We start from the raw sequence: 14,858 nt of genomic DNA, 5'->3' as shown, positions 1-14,858 counted from the left end.
TTCACTCCTTGCTGGGTAGGGCAGGTACTTTGAAAACGTGGCGCAAATAGGCGACGAAATTCGGATCGGTGCAGTGGGTCTTGCCCGCTTCATCAGAAATCTTCGCGACGGGCTGGCCATTGCAGGCAGTCATTTTAAGCACGATGCTCATCGGTTCCACACCTGGAATATCACAGGTCAGGTTGGTGCCGATGCCGAAGCTCACATTGATCCGACCCCGCAGCGCGCGGAAAATCTCCAGCGCCTTGGGCAGTGACAGGCTGTCGGAGAACACCAGGGTCTTGCTCATCGGCTCGATCCCCAGCTTGTGGTAGTGGGCGATGGCCTTTTCGGCCCATTGCACCGGGTCACCGGAGTCGTGGCGCAGGCCGTCGAACAGCTTGGCGAAGTACAGGTCGAAATCGCCGAGGAACGCGTCGGTGGTGATGCAATCGGTCAGGGCGATGCCCAGCAGGCCACGGTATTCGCGTACCCAGCAATCGAGGGCGGCGATCTGGCTGTCGATCAGCCGCGGGCCCAGTTGCTGGTGGGCCATGATCCATTCGTGGGCCATGGTGCCCAGGGGCTTCATGTCCAGCTCGCGGGCCAGGTGCACGTTGCTGGTACCGACAAAACGCCCGGGGAAGTCGTGCTTGAGCACGTTCACCACTTCTTCCTGCACGCGGTAGGAGAAGCGCCGGCGGGTGCCGAAATCCGCCACCTGCAATTCGGACAGTTCTTCGACGCTGGCGTTGGCGGTCAACCAGTCGAACTTGCGATACAGCTGCTCGCGGGCCTGTTCGAGGATCACGCTCTGGTAGCGATAGCGGTTACGCACTTCGCTGACAATCGCCAGCATCGGCACTTCAAACAGGATCACATGCAGCCATGGCCCACGCAGGCGGATAAACAGCTCGCCGTTTTCGATGCCGGTGTGCACGTAGCGCAGGTTGAAGCGAAACAGCCCGAGGAAGCGCAGGAAATCCGGCTTCATGAAGCTGATGCGTTCCAGGAAGCCCAGTTGGTCGGGGCTCAGGCTCAACTCGGCCAGGCGCTCGATCTGGTAGCGGATCTCCGCCAGGTACGGGCGCAGGTCTTCACTGTTACGGCAACGAAACTCCCATTCAACTTCCACGTTCGGGTAGTTGTGCAGCACCGCCTGCATCATGGTCAGCTTGTAGAAGTCGGTGTCGAGCAGGTTCTGCACGATGCGATCGGCAAACACACTCTCGCTCATAACGGGAATCTCCAGACGGGTCGGCGATGGGCGCCGACCTTTACGCACAATTAAGGAATGGTGCTAGTGGCGCATAGACCTGTGCTGTTTTGCCAGCAGTTTTTTCGGTGGGACCACTGACGCCATCGCAGGCAAGCCAGCTCCCACAGGTGAATGCATTCCAAAAGGTGGGAGCTGGCTTGCCTGCGATAGCGGTATTGCAGGCAAAGAAAATCAAACAGGCTCGACTTGCTCCATCATCCACTTCACAAAATCCCGCACCTTGGGCACTTCCGCCGAGTGCTCGGGGTAGGCGAGGTAATACGCATCCTGGCTCGGCATCGCGTGCTGCCAGGGGATCACCAGCTTGCCCTCGGCCAATTCTTCCTCCACCAGGAAGCGTGGCAACAGCGCCACACCACAGCCGACCTGGGCGGCACGGATGCACATATAAAAGGTCTCGAAGCGCGGCCCGTGGTAGCTGTGTTCGGTGTGATAACCCTGGGCGGCGAACCAGTCGTGCCAGCCTTGCGGGCGCGAAGCGTTTTGCAGCAGCACCAGTTCGCTGAGTTGCGTGGGGTCGGTAAAGGGTTGCGCGGGCAGGCTGTCGGGCGAGCACACGGGCACCAGCTCTTCGCTGAACAGCTTGAGGCTCTCGGTGCCGGGCCGTGAGCCCTGGCCAAAGTAGAACGCCAGGTCGGCCTTGCCTTGCAGCAACTCGTCCGGCTCCTGTTCGTTGCACAGGTCCAGGTGAATCTGCGGATGTCGCAGCCGCCAGCCCTTGAGGCGCGGCACCAGCCAGCGGGCGCCGAAGGTGTACGGCGTGGACACCCGCAGCACTTCGGTCTCGCCGCCGTAGGAGCGCAGGTAGTGGGTGGACATTTCCACCTGGGTGAGGATCTTGCGCACTTCCACCAGGTACAGATCGCCCGCCGGGGTCATCTGTAAGCGGCGGCGCACCCGGCGAAACAGCAGGTGCTGCAGCAGTTCTTCCAGCTGCGCGACCTGTTTGCTGACGGCGCTCTGGGTGAGGTTCAGCTCCTCGGCGGCGCGGGTAAAACTCAGGTGGCGGGTGACCGCTTCGAAACACTGCAAGGCGGTGATCGAGGGCAAATGTCTTTTATTGAGCACGGCACGCCTCTTTTTGTTCTTAGCATGAATAAACGGAATGATATCTCGCCTAATCGTCGTTTGTTGGCAAGTCTTGGGCCAGCTACAAATAAGGTCTGGATCGTCGCGGGAACTGGCGGCGCATATTTTGTATTTGTAGCTTGAAGGAGTGACCCATGGTTGCCGCATTGCTTGATCGTCTCGGGGTAAACCCGGCGCTGTACCAGTCGGGCAAACAGCCCGTGCATTCGCCCATTGATGGCAGCCGGATTGCCAGCGTGCACTGGGAAGGCGCCGCCGAGGTGGAGCAACAGGTCAGTCGCGCCGAGCATGCATTCGACGCTTGGCGCAAGGTGCCCGCCCCCCGTCGTGGTGAGTTGGTGCGCCAGTTCGGCGACGTGTTGCGTGAATACAAGGCCGACCTCGGCGAGCTGGTGTCGTGGGAAGCCGGCAAGATCACCCAGGAAGGTTTGGGTGAAGTGCAGGAAATGATCGACATCTGCGACTTCGCTGTCGGCCTGTCGCGCCAACTGTATGGCTTGACCATCGCCTCCGAGCGCCCGGGCCACCATATGCGTGAAACCTGGCACCCGCTGGGCGTAGTCGGCGTGATCAGCGCCTTTAACTTCCCGGTGGCCGTATGGGCGTGGAACACCGCGCTGGCGCTGGTATGCGGCAACGCGGTGATCTGGAAACCCTCGGAAAAGACCCCGCTCACCGCCTTGGCCTGCCAGGCGTTGTTCGAGCGCGTGCTGAAGAAGTTCGACGGTGCCCCCGAGTACCTGAGCCAAGTGATCATCGGTGGTCGTGACGCCGGTGCCGCACTGGTGGATGACCCACGTGTGGCGCTGATCAGCGCCACCGGCAGCACCCGCATGGGCCGCGAAGTGGCGCCGAAAGTCGCCGCGCGTTTTGCCCGCAGCATTCTCGAACTGGGCGGCAACAACGCGATGATCCTCGGCCCAAGCGCCGACCTGGACATGGCCGTGCGCGCCATCCTGTTCAGCGCCGTCGGTACCGCCGGCCAGCGCTGCACCAGCCTGCGCCGGTTGATCGCCCATGAGTCGGTGAAAGAAGAAATCGTCACCCGTCTCAAGGCTGCTTACTCCAAGGTGCGCATCGGCCACCCGCTGGAAGGCAACCTGATCGGCCCGCTGATCGACAAGCACAGCTTCGACAACATGCAGGACGCCCTGGAACAGGCCTTGAGCGAAGGCGGCCGGGTGTTTGGCGGCAAGCGTCAACTGGAAGATAAATTCCCCAATGCCTACTACGTGTCGCCGGCCATCGTGGAAATGCCGGAGCAGAGTGACGTGGTGTGCACCGAAACCTTCGCCCCGATCCTGTACGTGGTGGGCTATACCGATTTCGCCGAAGCGCTGCGCCTGAACAACGCCGTGCCTCAAGGCCTGTCGTCGTGCATCTTCACCACCGACGTGCGTGAAGCCGAGCAGTTCATGTCGGCTGTGGGCAGCGACTGCGGGATCGCCAACGTCAACATCGGCCCGAGCGGCGCGGAGATTGGTGGCGCGTTTGGCGGTGAGAAAGAGACCGGCGGCGGGCGTGAGTCGGGTTCGGATGCGTGGCGCGGGTACATGCGTCGCCAGACCAATACCGTGAACTACTCGCTGGAACTGCCGCTGGCCCAGGGCATTACCTTCGACTGAGTCTCTGCTCATGTAGGAGCTGGCTTGCCTGCGATACGCATAACTCGGTACATCAGTTACACCGAGTTGATGCTATCGCAGGCAAGCCAGCTCCTACATTTGATCGGGTTCGCACATCAAAAATAGTGGTTTGTTAGGTCTCATCGGAGTCTGGCAATGGCATTACGCGAAGCATGTTTGTGGGAACAACTCACCCCTGGCCGGCCGGATCGTGCCGCGCTCAAGGGCGAGGTCAACGTGGATGTGTGCGTGATCGGTGCCGGTATCACCGGTTTGTCGGCGGCCATTCACTTGCTGGAACAAGGTAAAAGCGTCGTCGTACTCGAAGCCCATCGCACCGGCCACGGTGGTTCGGGGCGCAACGTGGGCCTGGTCAACGCCGGGATGTGGATTCCTCCGGACGAGATCGAAGCCGGTTTCGGCGAAGCGGTAGGCAGCCAGCTCAACCGCATGCTCGGCGCGGCACCGTCCCTGGTGTTCAGCCTGATCGACAAATACAACATTGATTGCCAACTGCGCCGCGAGGGCACCTTGCACATGGCGCACAACGCCCGTGGCGAGGCGGATCTGCGCAGTCGTGAAGAACAATGGAAGCGTCGCGGCGCCCCGGTGGAGCTGTTGACCGGCGCGGCCTGCGAGCAAGCCACCGGTACTAAAAAGATCGCCGCCGCCTTGCTGGATCGGCGTGCGGGCACCCTGAACCCGATGGCCTACACCAGCGGCTTGGCCAATGCCGCCGTCGGGTTGGGCGGGCAACTGTTCGACCATTCCCCGGTCACCCAACTGGAGCGCCAGGGCCAACGCTGGTCTGTGCAAACTGCCCAGGGCTCGGTGCAGGCCGAACAAGTGGTGATCGCCTCCAACGCCTACACCGAGGGCGAGTGGACCGAGCTGCGCCGCAACTTTTTCCCCGGCTATTACTACCAGGTGGCGTCGGCCCCGCTGACCGACGACGCCGCACAACAAATCCTCCCCGGCGGCCAGGGCTCCTGGGACACCCGCCAGGTTCTCAGCAGCATCCGCCGCGATGCCGAAGGCCGGCTGTTGCTCGGCAGCCTGGGCAATGGCAACCAGAAACCCGCGTGGTTCCTCAAGGCCTGGGCCGATCGGGTGCAGCAGCACTACTTCCCGTACCTCAAGCCGGTGCAGTGGGAATGCACCTGGACCGGCTGCATCGCCTTCACCCCGGACCACCTGATGCGCCTGTTCGAACCGGCGCCGGGGCTGGTGGCGGTCACCGGTTACAACGGGCGTGGGGTGACGACCGGCAGTGTGGTGGGCAAAGCCTTTGCCGATTACCTGTGTCACCAGGATCCACAGGCGCTGCCGATCCCGTTCGCACCGATGCAGCCCTTGGCCGGTGTCGGCCTGCGCAGCTGTTTGTATGAGGCGGGATTCTCGCTGTATCACGCGGGCCAATGCCTGCGGATCGTGATCTGATCAACGAAATACCGCTCAGAAGCCTGCATTTTCTTAGCCGGCTACTAATCTGTATTGGTGCGAGTCGTAGCAGTAACGCACTGTAAATGTGCACTTCCGTTACGCACGCTGTTACAGGTTCAAGGGTGGCCCTTTAATGGCCGGGTTGCAGTGCTTGATCAGTCGGGTTGCACTTTATGGATCCAATGGTTGCACCCGGCTGAGATAGACGGTTGCACGTCCAATCAAAAGGCGCCCAAAAACCTGCAATAACAATGACACCGTGTCTTTTTGAATAATAAAAACGTAATGGCACGCCGCTTGCTCTGGGCTTTCGCTGAAAGTTTTTGAAGTGAAGCTGCAGTGCCAATTCAACAAAAACCTCGGAGCACCACTCATGTCCCAGACGTTTTACAAGAAAGGTTTTGTAGCCCTCGCAGTTGCTGCTGCGCTGGGTGTTTCTGCGTTTGCTCAAGCTGATGTGAAGATTGGCGTAGCGGGGCCGATGACCGGCGCCAACGCGGCATTTGGTGAGCAGTACATGAAGGGTGCCCAGGCGGCAGCCGATGTCATCAACAAGGCTGGCGGCATCAACGGCGAGCAGATCAAGCTGGTGGCCGGCGACGACGCCTGCGAACCCAAGCAAGCGGTGGCCGTGGCCAACCGTCTGGCAGACCAGGACAAAGTGATCGGCGTGGTCGGGCACTTCTGCTCGTCCAACACTATCCCGGCGTCTGAGGTTTACGACGAAGCGGGCATCATCATGATCACCCCGGGCTCCACCAACCCACAGGTCACCGAGCGCGGCCTGTCGGCGGTGTTCCGTATGTGTGGTCGTGACGACCAGCAGGGCATCGTGGCTGGCGACTACATCGTCGACGTGCTCAAGGGCAAGAAAGTCGCGGTTATCAACGACAAGGACACCTACGGCAAAGGGTTGGCTGACGCCACCGCGGCGCAGTTGACCAAGCGCGGCGTGAAGCCGGTGCTGGAAGAAGGCCTGACCCGTGGCGAGAAAGACTTCAGCGCCCTGGTCACCAAGATCCGCTCCACCGGTGCTGACGTCGTGTACTTCGGCGGCCTGCACCCGGAAGCCGGTCCACTGGTTCGCCAGATTCGTGAAGCGGGCCTCAAAGACGTCAAGTTCATGTCCGATGACGGTGTGGTCACCGATGAACTGGTAGCAACCGCCGGTGGTGCACAGTACGTGAACGGCGTGTACATGACCTTCGGCGCCGACCCGCGCCTGCTGCCAGACAGCAAGACCGTGGTGGAAGAGTTCCGCAAAAATGGCACCGAGCCTGAGGGCTACACCCTGTACGCCTACGCTTCGATCCAGGCCCTGGCCGCTGGCTTCAATGGCGCCAAGTCCAACAAGGGCGAAGACGCGGCCAAATGGCTCAAAGCCCACCCGGTCAAAACCGTCATGGGCGAGAAGAATTGGGACGCCAAGGGCGACCTGAAAGTCTCCGACTATGTGGTTTACCAGTGGGACAAGGACGGCAAGTATCACCAGCTGGAAAAGCAGAAGTAATAGTTAGCGCGATCGGTTAGACGCCACTTGACCCTGTGGGAGCCGGGCTTTTGTGGGAGCTGGCTTGCCTGCGATAGCGTCACCTCGGTTTGACTGACATTGCGAGGTGTCTGCATCGCGGGCAAGCCCGACTCCCACACAAGCCAGCTCCCACACGGGGACTTGGTTGCCAGCCCCTTTTGTGTCTGTCTTTTCCTCCTAGAAGATCCGCACACCCACAGGTGTGCAGGCTCTCACTGCGTGAGATTGCGTTATGGATGGTATTTTCCTGCAGCAACTGGTCAATGGGCTGACCCTCGGGTCGGTCTATGGCTTGATCGCCATCGGCTACACAATGGTCTATGGCATCATTGGCATGATCAACTTCGCCCACGGCGAGGTTTATATGATTTCCGCTTACCTCGCGGCGATCAGTCTGGCACTGCTGGCTTACTTCGGCATCGAATCCTTCCCGCTGCTCATCCTTGGCACCCTGATTTTCACCGTCGTCGTTACCGGCGTTTACGGCTGGGTCATCGAGCGTGTCGCCTACAAACCGCTGCGCAACTCCACCCGACTGGCACCGCTGATCAGCGCCATCGGTATCTCGCTGATCCTGCAGAACTACGCGCAGATCGCCCAGGGCGCCAAGCAACAAGGCATCCCGACGCTGCTGGCCGGCGCCTGGAGAGTCGATATCGGCACCGGGTTCGTGCAACTGACCTACACCAAGGTGTTTATCCTGGTGGCCGCGTTCGTCGGCATGGGCCTGCTGACCTACATCATCAAGTACACCAAGCTCGGCCGCATGTGCCGCGCAACCCAGCAAGACCGCAAAATGGCGTCGATCCTCGGTATCAACACCGACCGGGTTATCTCCTACGTATTCGTGATCGGTGCCGCCATGGCCGCGTTGGCCGGTGTGCTGATCACCCTGAACTACGGCACGTTCGACTTCTATGCCGGCTTCATCATCGGCATCAAGGCATTTACCGCAGCGGTACTCGGCGGCATCGGTTCCCTGCCTGGGGCCATGCTGGGCGGGATCATCCTGGGTATTTCCGAGTCGCTGTTCTCGGGGTTGATCAACTCTGACTACAAAGACGTGTTCAGTTTCTCCCTGCTGGTGGTGATCCTGATTTTCCGTCCCCAGGGCCTGCTCGGTCGCCCACTCGTGGCGAAGGTATAACTATGTCTGCTGCCTACTCTATCGATATCAAGAAAAGTGTCGTCGATGCGGTACTCGCCGGGCTGATTTCGCTGATCGTGTTCGGTCCGATCGTCGGCGTGGTCCTCGACGGCTACAGCTTCAACCTGGAACCGGCGCGTGTCGGCATCCTGGTGGCCATTGTGATGGTCGGCCGGTTTGCCATGAGCCTGTTCCTGCAAACCCCCAGGGGCCTGCGGATTCTCCAGGGCTTTGAAAGCACCGGCTCCGGTGTGCATGTACTCAAGCCGGACTACAAATCGCGCCTGCGCTGGATCATCCCGGCGTTGATCGTGATTGCCATCGTGTTCCCGTTCTTCGCCAACAAATACCTGCTGACCGTGGTGATCCTCGGGCTGATCTACGTGTTGCTGGGACTGGGCCTGAACATCGTGGTGGGCCTGGCCGGGCTGCTCGACCTGGGCTACGTGGCGTTCTACGCCATCGGTGCCTACGGCCTGGCGCTGGGTTATCAATACCTCGGTCTGGGCTTCTGGTCGGTGCTGCCGTTGGCAGCGATCTGTGCCGCGTTGGCGGGGTGCATACTCGGGTTCCCGGTGCTGCGAATGCACGGCGATTACCTGGCGATCGTGACCCTGGGCTTCGGTGAAATCATCCGCCTGGTGCTGAACAACTGGCTGTCGTTTACCGGTGGCCCGAACGGCATGCCGGTGCCGTCGCCCACGTTTTTCGGCCTGGAGTTTGTGCGCAAGGCGAAGGATGGCGGGGTGCCGTTCCACGAGTTCTTCGGCATCGACTACAACCCCAACATCAAATTCCTGTTTATCTACATCGTGCTGTTCCTGGTGGTGCTGCTGGTGCTGTACATCAAGCACCGCCTGACTCGCATGCCGGTGGGCCGCGCGTGGGAAGCCTTGCGCGAAGATGAAATCGCCTGCCGTTCCATGGGCCTCAACCACGTGCTGGTGAAGCTCTCGGCGTTCACCATCGGCGCGTCCACTGCCGGTTTGGCCGGGGTGTTTTTCGCCAGCTACCAGGGCTTCGTCAACCCGTCGTCGTTCACCTTCTTCGAGTCGGCGCTGATCCTCGCCATCGTGGTGTTGGGCGGCATGGGCTCCACCGTCGGCGTGGTGATTGCCGCGTTCGTGTTGACCGTGGCGCCGGAACTGCTGCGCAGCTTCTCTGAATACCGCGTGCTGCTGTTCGGCGTGTTGATGGTGGTGATGATGATCTGGCGACCACGCGGGCTGATCCGCATCAGCCGTACCGGTGTCGTCCCACGTAAAGGAGTGGCGCCATGAGTAAGGAAGTCGTCCTTTCCGTTGAACACCTGATGATGCACTTCGGTGGCATCAAGGCCTTGAGCGATGTGAGCCTCAAGGTCGAACGCAACTCGATCTTCGCCCTGATCGGCCCCAACGGCGCCGGCAAGACCACGGTGTTTAACTGCCTGACCGGTTTCTACAAAGCCTCCGGCGGCAAGATCGAACTGAATGTGCGCGGCAAGCAGACCAACGTGATCCAGTTGCTCGGCGAGCGCTTCAAGGCCACCGACTTTGTCTCACCGAAAAGCTTCTTCAGCCGCGTGTTCTACAAAATGTTCGGTGGTACTCACCTGGTGAACCGTGCCGGTTTGGCGCGCACCTTCCAGAACATTCGCCTGTTCAAGGAAATGTCGGTGGTGGAGAACCTGCTGGTGGCTCAGCACATGTGGGTCAACCGCAACATGCTCGCGGGTATCCTCAACACCAAGGGCTACCGCAAGGCTGAAAGCGACGCCCTCGACCATGCGTTCTACTGGCTGGAAGTGGTGGACCTGGTGGACTGCGCCAACCGCCTGGCCGGCGAACTGTCCTACGGCCAACAACGCCGCCTGGAAATCGCCCGCGCCATGTGCACCCGGCCGCAGATCATCTGCCTCGACGAACCGGCGGCCGGCCTCAACCCCCAGGAAACCGAAGCCCTCAGCGCGATGATTCGCCTGCTGCGGGACGAACACGACCTGACGGTGGTGCTGATCGAACACGACATGGGCATGGTGATGAGTATTTCCGACCACATCGTGGTGCTGGACCACGGCAACGTGATTGCCGAGGGCGGCCCTGAAGCAATCCGCAATGACCCTAAAGTGATCGCGGCTTACCTGGGCGCTGATGAAGAGGAACTGGTATGAGTGAGCCAATCCTCGAACTGAAAGACCTGGACGTGTTCTACGGCCCGATCCAGGCGCTTAAAAAAGTCTCGCTGCACATCAACGAAGGCGAAACCGTGAGCCTGATCGGCTCCAACGGCGCGGGTAAATCCACGCTGCTGATGTCGATCTTCGGCCAGCCACGGGCCGAGTCCGGGCAGATCATCTACCGCGGCGTCGACATTACCCACAAGTCGTCCCACTACATCGCCTCCAACGGCATTGCGCAGTCGCCGGAAGGGCGGCGGGTGTTCCCCGACATGACCGTCGAGGAAAACCTGCTGATGGGCACCATCCCGATTGGCGACAAGTTTGCCACCGAGGACATGCAGCGCATGTTCGAACTGTTCCCGCGGCTCAAGGAGCGGCGTAACCAGCGGGCGATGACCATGTCCGGTGGTGAGCAGCAGATGCTCGCCATCGCCCGTGCGCTGATGAGCCGGCCCAAGCTGTTGCTGTTGGACGAGCCGAGCCTGGGGCTGGCGCCGATTGTGGTGAAGCAGATTTTTTCCACACTGCGGGAGTTGGCGTCCACCGGCATGACCATCTTTCTGGTGGAGCAGAACGCCAACCATGCGTTGCGCTTGTCGGACCGGGCGTACGTGATGGTCAACGGCGAGATTCGCCTCACAGGCACCGGCAAGGAGCTGCTGGTGAATGAGGAAGTGCGTAACGCCTACCTCGGCGGGCATTAAGCCTGGCGCATAACCCTCCTGTGGGAGCCGGGCTTGCCCGCGATAGCATCACCTCGGTTTGCCTGAATGACCGAGGTGTCTGCATCGCAGGCAAGCCAGCTCCCACATTTTTTTGCGTCGCCTGCAGGCTTTCCCCAAATTGTGGACAACAAATCCGGGCACCTGCCAAAGCGCGACATATAGCCGCCGCAAATCCCTGTTTTGTCACAGTTTTGACTTGTCCCCAACCACTGTGGAACCGGCTGTGGGTAACGTGGGAGTAGCTGGCTGGAGGCCTTTGTTTTCGCGGCTTGCAGCGTGGTGGTTATTTTTTGATCAGCGGTTTTTTCGCGGCCGTCCGCGGGGTTTGTCAACCTGTTTAAAGACACAGGTATATGACCGGAATATGTCACTCCATCCTGTGGATAAGTCTGTGACTAAACTCTGGAAAGAGTGCCGCAGAGGCCGGAATGACTGGCCTGGAGCCATCGTCCTGGTTGCACCGTTTTGAACCGGGCTACATACGGCTGGGCCAAGGTCAAGCAAAAAACTTTTTGAATCGCGCTGGAAGCCTTGTATACCGCGGCTTTCAGCTTTTGCACTTGCCCCCAAAGACTGTGGACGGGGCTGTGGATAACGTGCGCGCACATGGCTGCATGCCACGGCCTGTGTGGGTTTCGAGTGATTGGTTGAATTTTGTACAACATGAGAGGCGTTCACCTCTGTCCACAGCGTGTATCAGTTGCCGCCAGCCCGCGGGCCGGGCATTCTGCTGGCTGATTTTTTACCTCGTAGCCCTGCAAGGAGAACACCATGTCCAATACGCTGTTTATTACTGGCGCGACCTCGGGTTTTGGCGAAGCCTGTGCCCGGCGTTTTGCCGAAGCCGGTTGGAAACTGGTGCTCACCGGCCGCCGCGCAGAGCGTTTGAACGCCCTGTGCGCCGAGCTTTCCAAGCAGACCGAAGTGCACGGCTTGGTGGTGGACGTACGTGACCGCAAGGCCATGGAAGAGGCGATCGCCAACCTGCCGCCATCCTTCAGCACCCTGCGCGGCCTGATCAACAACGCCGGCCTGGCGGTGGGTACCGACCCGGCGCCCAAGTGCAGCCTCGACGATTGGGAAACCATGGTCGACACCAACATCAAGGGCCTGCTGACCACCACCAGCCTGCTGTTGCCGCGCCTGATCGCCCATGGCCGTGGCGCCGGCATCATCAACCTCGGTTCCATCGCCGGCAGCTACCCGTACCCGGGCAGCCACGTGTATGGCGGCACCAAGGCCTTCGTCAAACAGTTCTCGCTGAACCTGCGCTGTGATTTGCAAGGCACGGGCGTGCGGGTGACTAACATCGAGCCGGGCCTGTGTGAAAGCGAGTTCTCCCTGGTGCGCTTTGCCGGTGACCAGGCGCGTTATGACGCGACCTACGCCGGTGCCGAGCCGATCCAGCCGCAGGATATTGCGGACACGATCTTCTGGGTGCTGAACACCCCGGCGCACGTGAACATCAACCGCCTGGAGCTGATGCCGGTGAGCCAGACCTGGGCCGGGTTTGCGATTGAGCGTGGTGCCAAGGGCTAAGCACACCGAGCTTTTGTGGCGAGGGAGCTTGCTCCCGCTGGGCTGCGAAGCGGCCCCAAAAAAGCCAGGGCCGCTCCGCGCCCCAGCGGGAGCAAGCTCCCTCGCCACAGGTTTTTTGTCAGCCTGGAAAATGCGGCAAATCGGCCAAAACAGGACATAAGGTACACTCCACTCCGGAAAACCCCGCCGCGCTCTGCGGTTTCAAGGTTTTGACAGGAGGATATGTGAGTAACCGAGGTGAGCAGTCGCTGCTCAAACAATCGACGATTCTGATGTTCGCGGTCGCGATCGCCGGGATTGTCACGGGTGTGGTGTCGGGCGCCCAATCGATTTTATTCGACGGCTTTTTCTCGCTGATCGCCACCGCCATCAAGGTGTTAATGCTGATCACGGCCAAGCTGATCGCCAAGAAAAGCAACGAGCGTTTCCAGTTCGGCTACTGGCACCTGGAACCCATGGTGCTGCTGATCGAAGGCAGCTTTTTGCTGTTGATCGCCATCTATGCGTTTCTCAATGGTGTGTTCGGCATTATCAATGGCGGGCGCGATATCGAGTTGGGCCTGGTGATCATCTACGCGGCGGTGTTTACCGTTGTCGAGTTCGCCTATTTCTTCTACGTACGCTACCGCAATCGCACGCTCAAATCGTCGCTGATCCAGTTCGACAACATCAGCTGGCTGGTGGACGCCATGCTGTCGGTGGGGCTGCTGGTGAGCTTCCTGGCTGCGCTGTTGCTCAAGTCCCAGGGCTATGGGCAGTGGGCGGTGTATGTCGACCCGCTGATCCTGATCCTGCTGGCGCTGAGCATGCTGGCGCCGGCCTTCAAGATCCTGCGCCCGGCGCTGCGGGATGTGCTGGGGATCGTGCCGGACCAACTGGACGGCAAAGTGCGCGAAGTGATGGATGCTGCGGTGGCCAGGCATGGTTTCGACGACTACGTGTCCTACGTGCAGAAGCACGGGCGGGCGCGGTTTATCGAGATTCATGTGGTGCTGCCGGCGGATTACCCGGTGGATAACGTCGCCACCCTGGACGGGCTGCGCGAAGAGATATCCACAGGGCTGGGCAAGCCAGACGCGGCGCGCTGGCTGACGATCAGTTTTACCGGGGATCGCAAATGGATTGCGTAAGGCCCAGGTAGCACGTGGCCAAGTGGTAAGGCGTGGTCGACGGCATATCCCGTCGGCTGACTTGCCCCTTGGCATCCAGGCATTCATTCCAGCCTTTGTCGTGCAGGAAGCGCTGTTGCAGCGCCAGCAATTGGCGTTGCAGCACGGCTTCGCTGTTGGGCCGCAAGGTCAGCGCCCGCAGGTATTCGGCCTGGGCCCAGATACGCTGGGTGCCGTCGCGCACGCTGCCGTCCAGGGCCAGCATGCCGCTGACCGCGCCCGTCGCGTTATCCACACCCTTCTGCTCGGCATAGCTGAACGCTTTGTTCAGCGATGTGTGCAGCGGTGTGCCACGCAACAGGTCTGAAGATTCCAGCAGGAAGAACCATTCGAACTGGTGCCCCGGCTCAAACCAGTTATCCACAGCGCCCAGCGGTTTCTCCATCATCACGCCGTGCTGGCGGTCGATGAAGCGCTTCTGCATGGCGTTGGCCAGGTCCAGCAAGGCGTCTTGCGTCACGGCGTCTTCACGCACGGCCAGGGTGGCGAGGAAGCCTTCGGCGAGGTGCATCAGCGGGTTTTGCAGGGGGCCGGATTTGAGCGACGACCAGTTACGTTCCAGCACCGCTTCGTACAGGCCGTCGCCGGTGGCGAAGCGTTCGGCGACCACTTCCAGGGCGGCATCGAGCACCGATTCCACCAGCGGCTCACGCACCTTGGCCCAATAGTGGGCGCAGGCGAAGATGATGAAGGCGTGGGTGTAGAGGTCTTTGCGTTTATCCAGCGGCTTGCCGTGGGCGTCGATGCTGTAGAACCAGCCGCCGTGCTCGGCGTCGTGGAAGTGCCGTTGCAGGGAGCGGAACAGCGCGGCGGCGCGCTCTTCGGCAAAGGCTGCGCCGGGCTCGGCGATCAGGCTGGCGAACAGGTACAACTGCCGGGCACAGGCCATGGCGCGGTAGCGTTGCGGGGGCAAAGGCCGATGGTCGGCGTCCAGGGCTTCATAAGGCAGCGCCAGGTCGGCATTCCAGCCCGGGCCTTGCCAGAGCGGCACGATCAGGTTGTGGAAGTGCGTCAACACGGCGGTCAATTGAGGCTTGAGGGCGGAGCTTGGAGCGATGGGCATCGGCTGGCGTCGTCACGGCAGGGGTGTTTGCGCGACATGGTATCAGGCTTGAGGTAGGTGGTGGCTGTGAGTCCGTCATCGCGGGCAAGCCCGGCTCCCACAGGAGTA

Annotated in this window: 12 protein-coding genes; 9 read left to right on the top strand and 3 right to left on the bottom strand. The window is 60.7% G+C overall.

The window, feature by feature from the left end:
* Position 1 precedes the first annotated feature (1 nt).
* Together pncB and M2400_RS03885 are read right to left on the bottom strand one after the other, a co-directional pair.
* Positions 2-1,216 carry a nicotinate phosphoribosyltransferase gene (pncB, locus tag M2400_RS03890; RefSeq protein WP_177041311.1) on the bottom strand — a complete coding sequence of 405 codons (1,215 nt, stop codon included), beginning with the start codon at positions 1,214-1,216 and terminating at the stop codon, positions 2-4.
* Positions 1,217-1,429: 213 nt separating this feature from the next.
* Positions 1,430-2,326, bottom strand: coding sequence for a LysR family transcriptional regulator (locus tag M2400_RS03885; protein WP_177041313.1), 897 nt, complete (start codon positions 2,324-2,326; stop codon positions 1,430-1,432).
* Between the two features lie 155 nt (positions 2,327-2,481).
* On the opposite strand from M2400_RS03885, the gene M2400_RS03880 reads away from it, so the two are divergent.
* From M2400_RS03880 to M2400_RS03840, 9 genes are all read left to right on the top strand, one after another.
* Complete coding sequence (locus M2400_RS03880; protein WP_177041315.1) at positions 2,482-3,972, top strand: aldehyde dehydrogenase family protein; 1,491 nt, start codon at positions 2,482-2,484, stop codon at positions 3,970-3,972.
* 156 nt (positions 3,973-4,128) lie between these two features.
* Positions 4,129-5,412 carry an FAD-binding oxidoreductase gene (locus M2400_RS03875; protein WP_177041317.1) on the top strand — a complete coding sequence of 428 codons (1,284 nt, stop codon included), beginning with the start codon at positions 4,129-4,131 and terminating at the stop codon, positions 5,410-5,412.
* 376 nt (positions 5,413-5,788) lie between these two features.
* Positions 5,789-6,925, top strand: coding sequence for a branched-chain amino acid ABC transporter substrate-binding protein (locus M2400_RS03870; RefSeq protein WP_177133081.1), 1,137 nt, complete (start codon positions 5,789-5,791; stop codon positions 6,923-6,925).
* 253 nt (positions 6,926-7,178) lie between these two features.
* Positions 7,179-8,093 carry an ABC transporter permease subunit gene (locus M2400_RS03865; RefSeq protein WP_003217447.1) on the top strand — a complete coding sequence of 305 codons (915 nt, stop codon included), beginning with the start codon at positions 7,179-7,181 and terminating at the stop codon, positions 8,091-8,093.
* Positions 8,094-8,095: 2 nt separating this feature from the next.
* Positions 8,096-9,373, top strand: a complete 1,278-nt coding sequence (gene livM / locus M2400_RS03860; protein WP_177041321.1) for a high-affinity branched-chain amino acid ABC transporter permease LivM — start codon at positions 8,096-8,098, stop codon at positions 9,371-9,373.
* Positions 9,370-10,245 carry an ABC transporter ATP-binding protein gene (locus M2400_RS03855; RefSeq protein ID WP_010173909.1) on the top strand — a complete coding sequence of 292 codons (876 nt, stop codon included), beginning with the start codon at positions 9,370-9,372 and terminating at the stop codon, positions 10,243-10,245. Before livM ends, M2400_RS03855 begins: the two co-directional genes overlap by 4 nt.
* A complete protein-coding gene (locus M2400_RS03850; RefSeq protein ID WP_003217439.1) occupies positions 10,242-10,958 on the top strand; it encodes an ABC transporter ATP-binding protein in 717 nt (238 codons plus the stop codon). The genes M2400_RS03855 and M2400_RS03850 overlap by 4 nt, the downstream gene beginning before the upstream one ends.
* A 792-nt stretch (positions 10,959-11,750) precedes the next feature.
* Complete coding sequence (locus tag M2400_RS03845; protein WP_169386496.1) at positions 11,751-12,518, top strand: SDR family oxidoreductase; 768 nt, start codon at positions 11,751-11,753, stop codon at positions 12,516-12,518.
* A gap of 224 nt (positions 12,519-12,742) precedes the next feature.
* Positions 12,743-13,648 (top strand): cation diffusion facilitator family transporter, encoded by a 906-nt coding sequence (locus M2400_RS03840; protein WP_177114147.1) that lies wholly within the window; start codon positions 12,743-12,745, stop codon positions 13,646-13,648.
* Here M2400_RS03840 and M2400_RS03835 read toward each other — a convergent pair.
* Positions 13,620-14,750, bottom strand: a complete 1,131-nt coding sequence (locus tag M2400_RS03835; protein ID WP_177114145.1) for an AGE family epimerase/isomerase — start codon at positions 14,748-14,750, stop codon at positions 13,620-13,622. The genes M2400_RS03840 and M2400_RS03835 overlap by 29 nt on opposite strands.
* Positions 14,751-14,858 lie beyond the last annotated feature (108 nt).

Origin of the sequence: Pseudomonas sp. BIGb0558 (assembly GCF_024807515.1) — a bacterium.
GTDB classification, from domain to species: domain Bacteria; phylum Pseudomonadota; class Gammaproteobacteria; order Pseudomonadales; family Pseudomonadaceae; genus Aquipseudomonas; species Aquipseudomonas yamanorum_A.
This window is presented reverse-complemented; position numbering and strand designations above follow the sequence as displayed.

Bases quoted from the DNA above. Each gene is read 5' to 3' on its own strand.
- livM (WP_177041321.1), top strand. From the start codon at position 8,096: ATGTCTGCTGCCTACTCTATCGATATCAAGAAAAGTGTCGTCGATGCG.
- M2400_RS03880 (WP_177041315.1), top strand. From the start codon at position 2,482: ATGGTTGCCGCATTGCTTGATCGTCTCGGGGTAAACCCGGCGCTGTAC.
- M2400_RS03835 (WP_177114145.1), bottom strand. From the start codon at position 14,750: ATGCCCATCGCTCCAAGCTCCGCCCTCAAGCCTCAATTGACCGCCGTG.
- M2400_RS03875 (WP_177041317.1), top strand. From the start codon at position 4,129: ATGGCATTACGCGAAGCATGTTTGTGGGAACAACTCACCCCTGGCCGG.
- M2400_RS03845 (WP_169386496.1), top strand. From the start codon at position 11,751: ATGTCCAATACGCTGTTTATTACTGGCGCGACCTCGGGTTTTGGCGAA.
- M2400_RS03855 (WP_010173909.1), top strand. From the start codon at position 9,370: ATGAGTAAGGAAGTCGTCCTTTCCGTTGAACACCTGATGATGCACTTC.
- M2400_RS03850 (WP_003217439.1), top strand. From the start codon at position 10,242: ATGAGTGAGCCAATCCTCGAACTGAAAGACCTGGACGTGTTCTACGGC.
- M2400_RS03865 (WP_003217447.1), top strand. From the start codon at position 7,179: ATGGATGGTATTTTCCTGCAGCAACTGGTCAATGGGCTGACCCTCGGG.
- M2400_RS03870 (WP_177133081.1), top strand. From the start codon at position 5,789: ATGTCCCAGACGTTTTACAAGAAAGGTTTTGTAGCCCTCGCAGTTGCT.
- pncB (WP_177041311.1), bottom strand. From the start codon at position 1,216: ATGAGCGAGAGTGTGTTTGCCGATCGCATCGTGCAGAACCTGCTCGAC.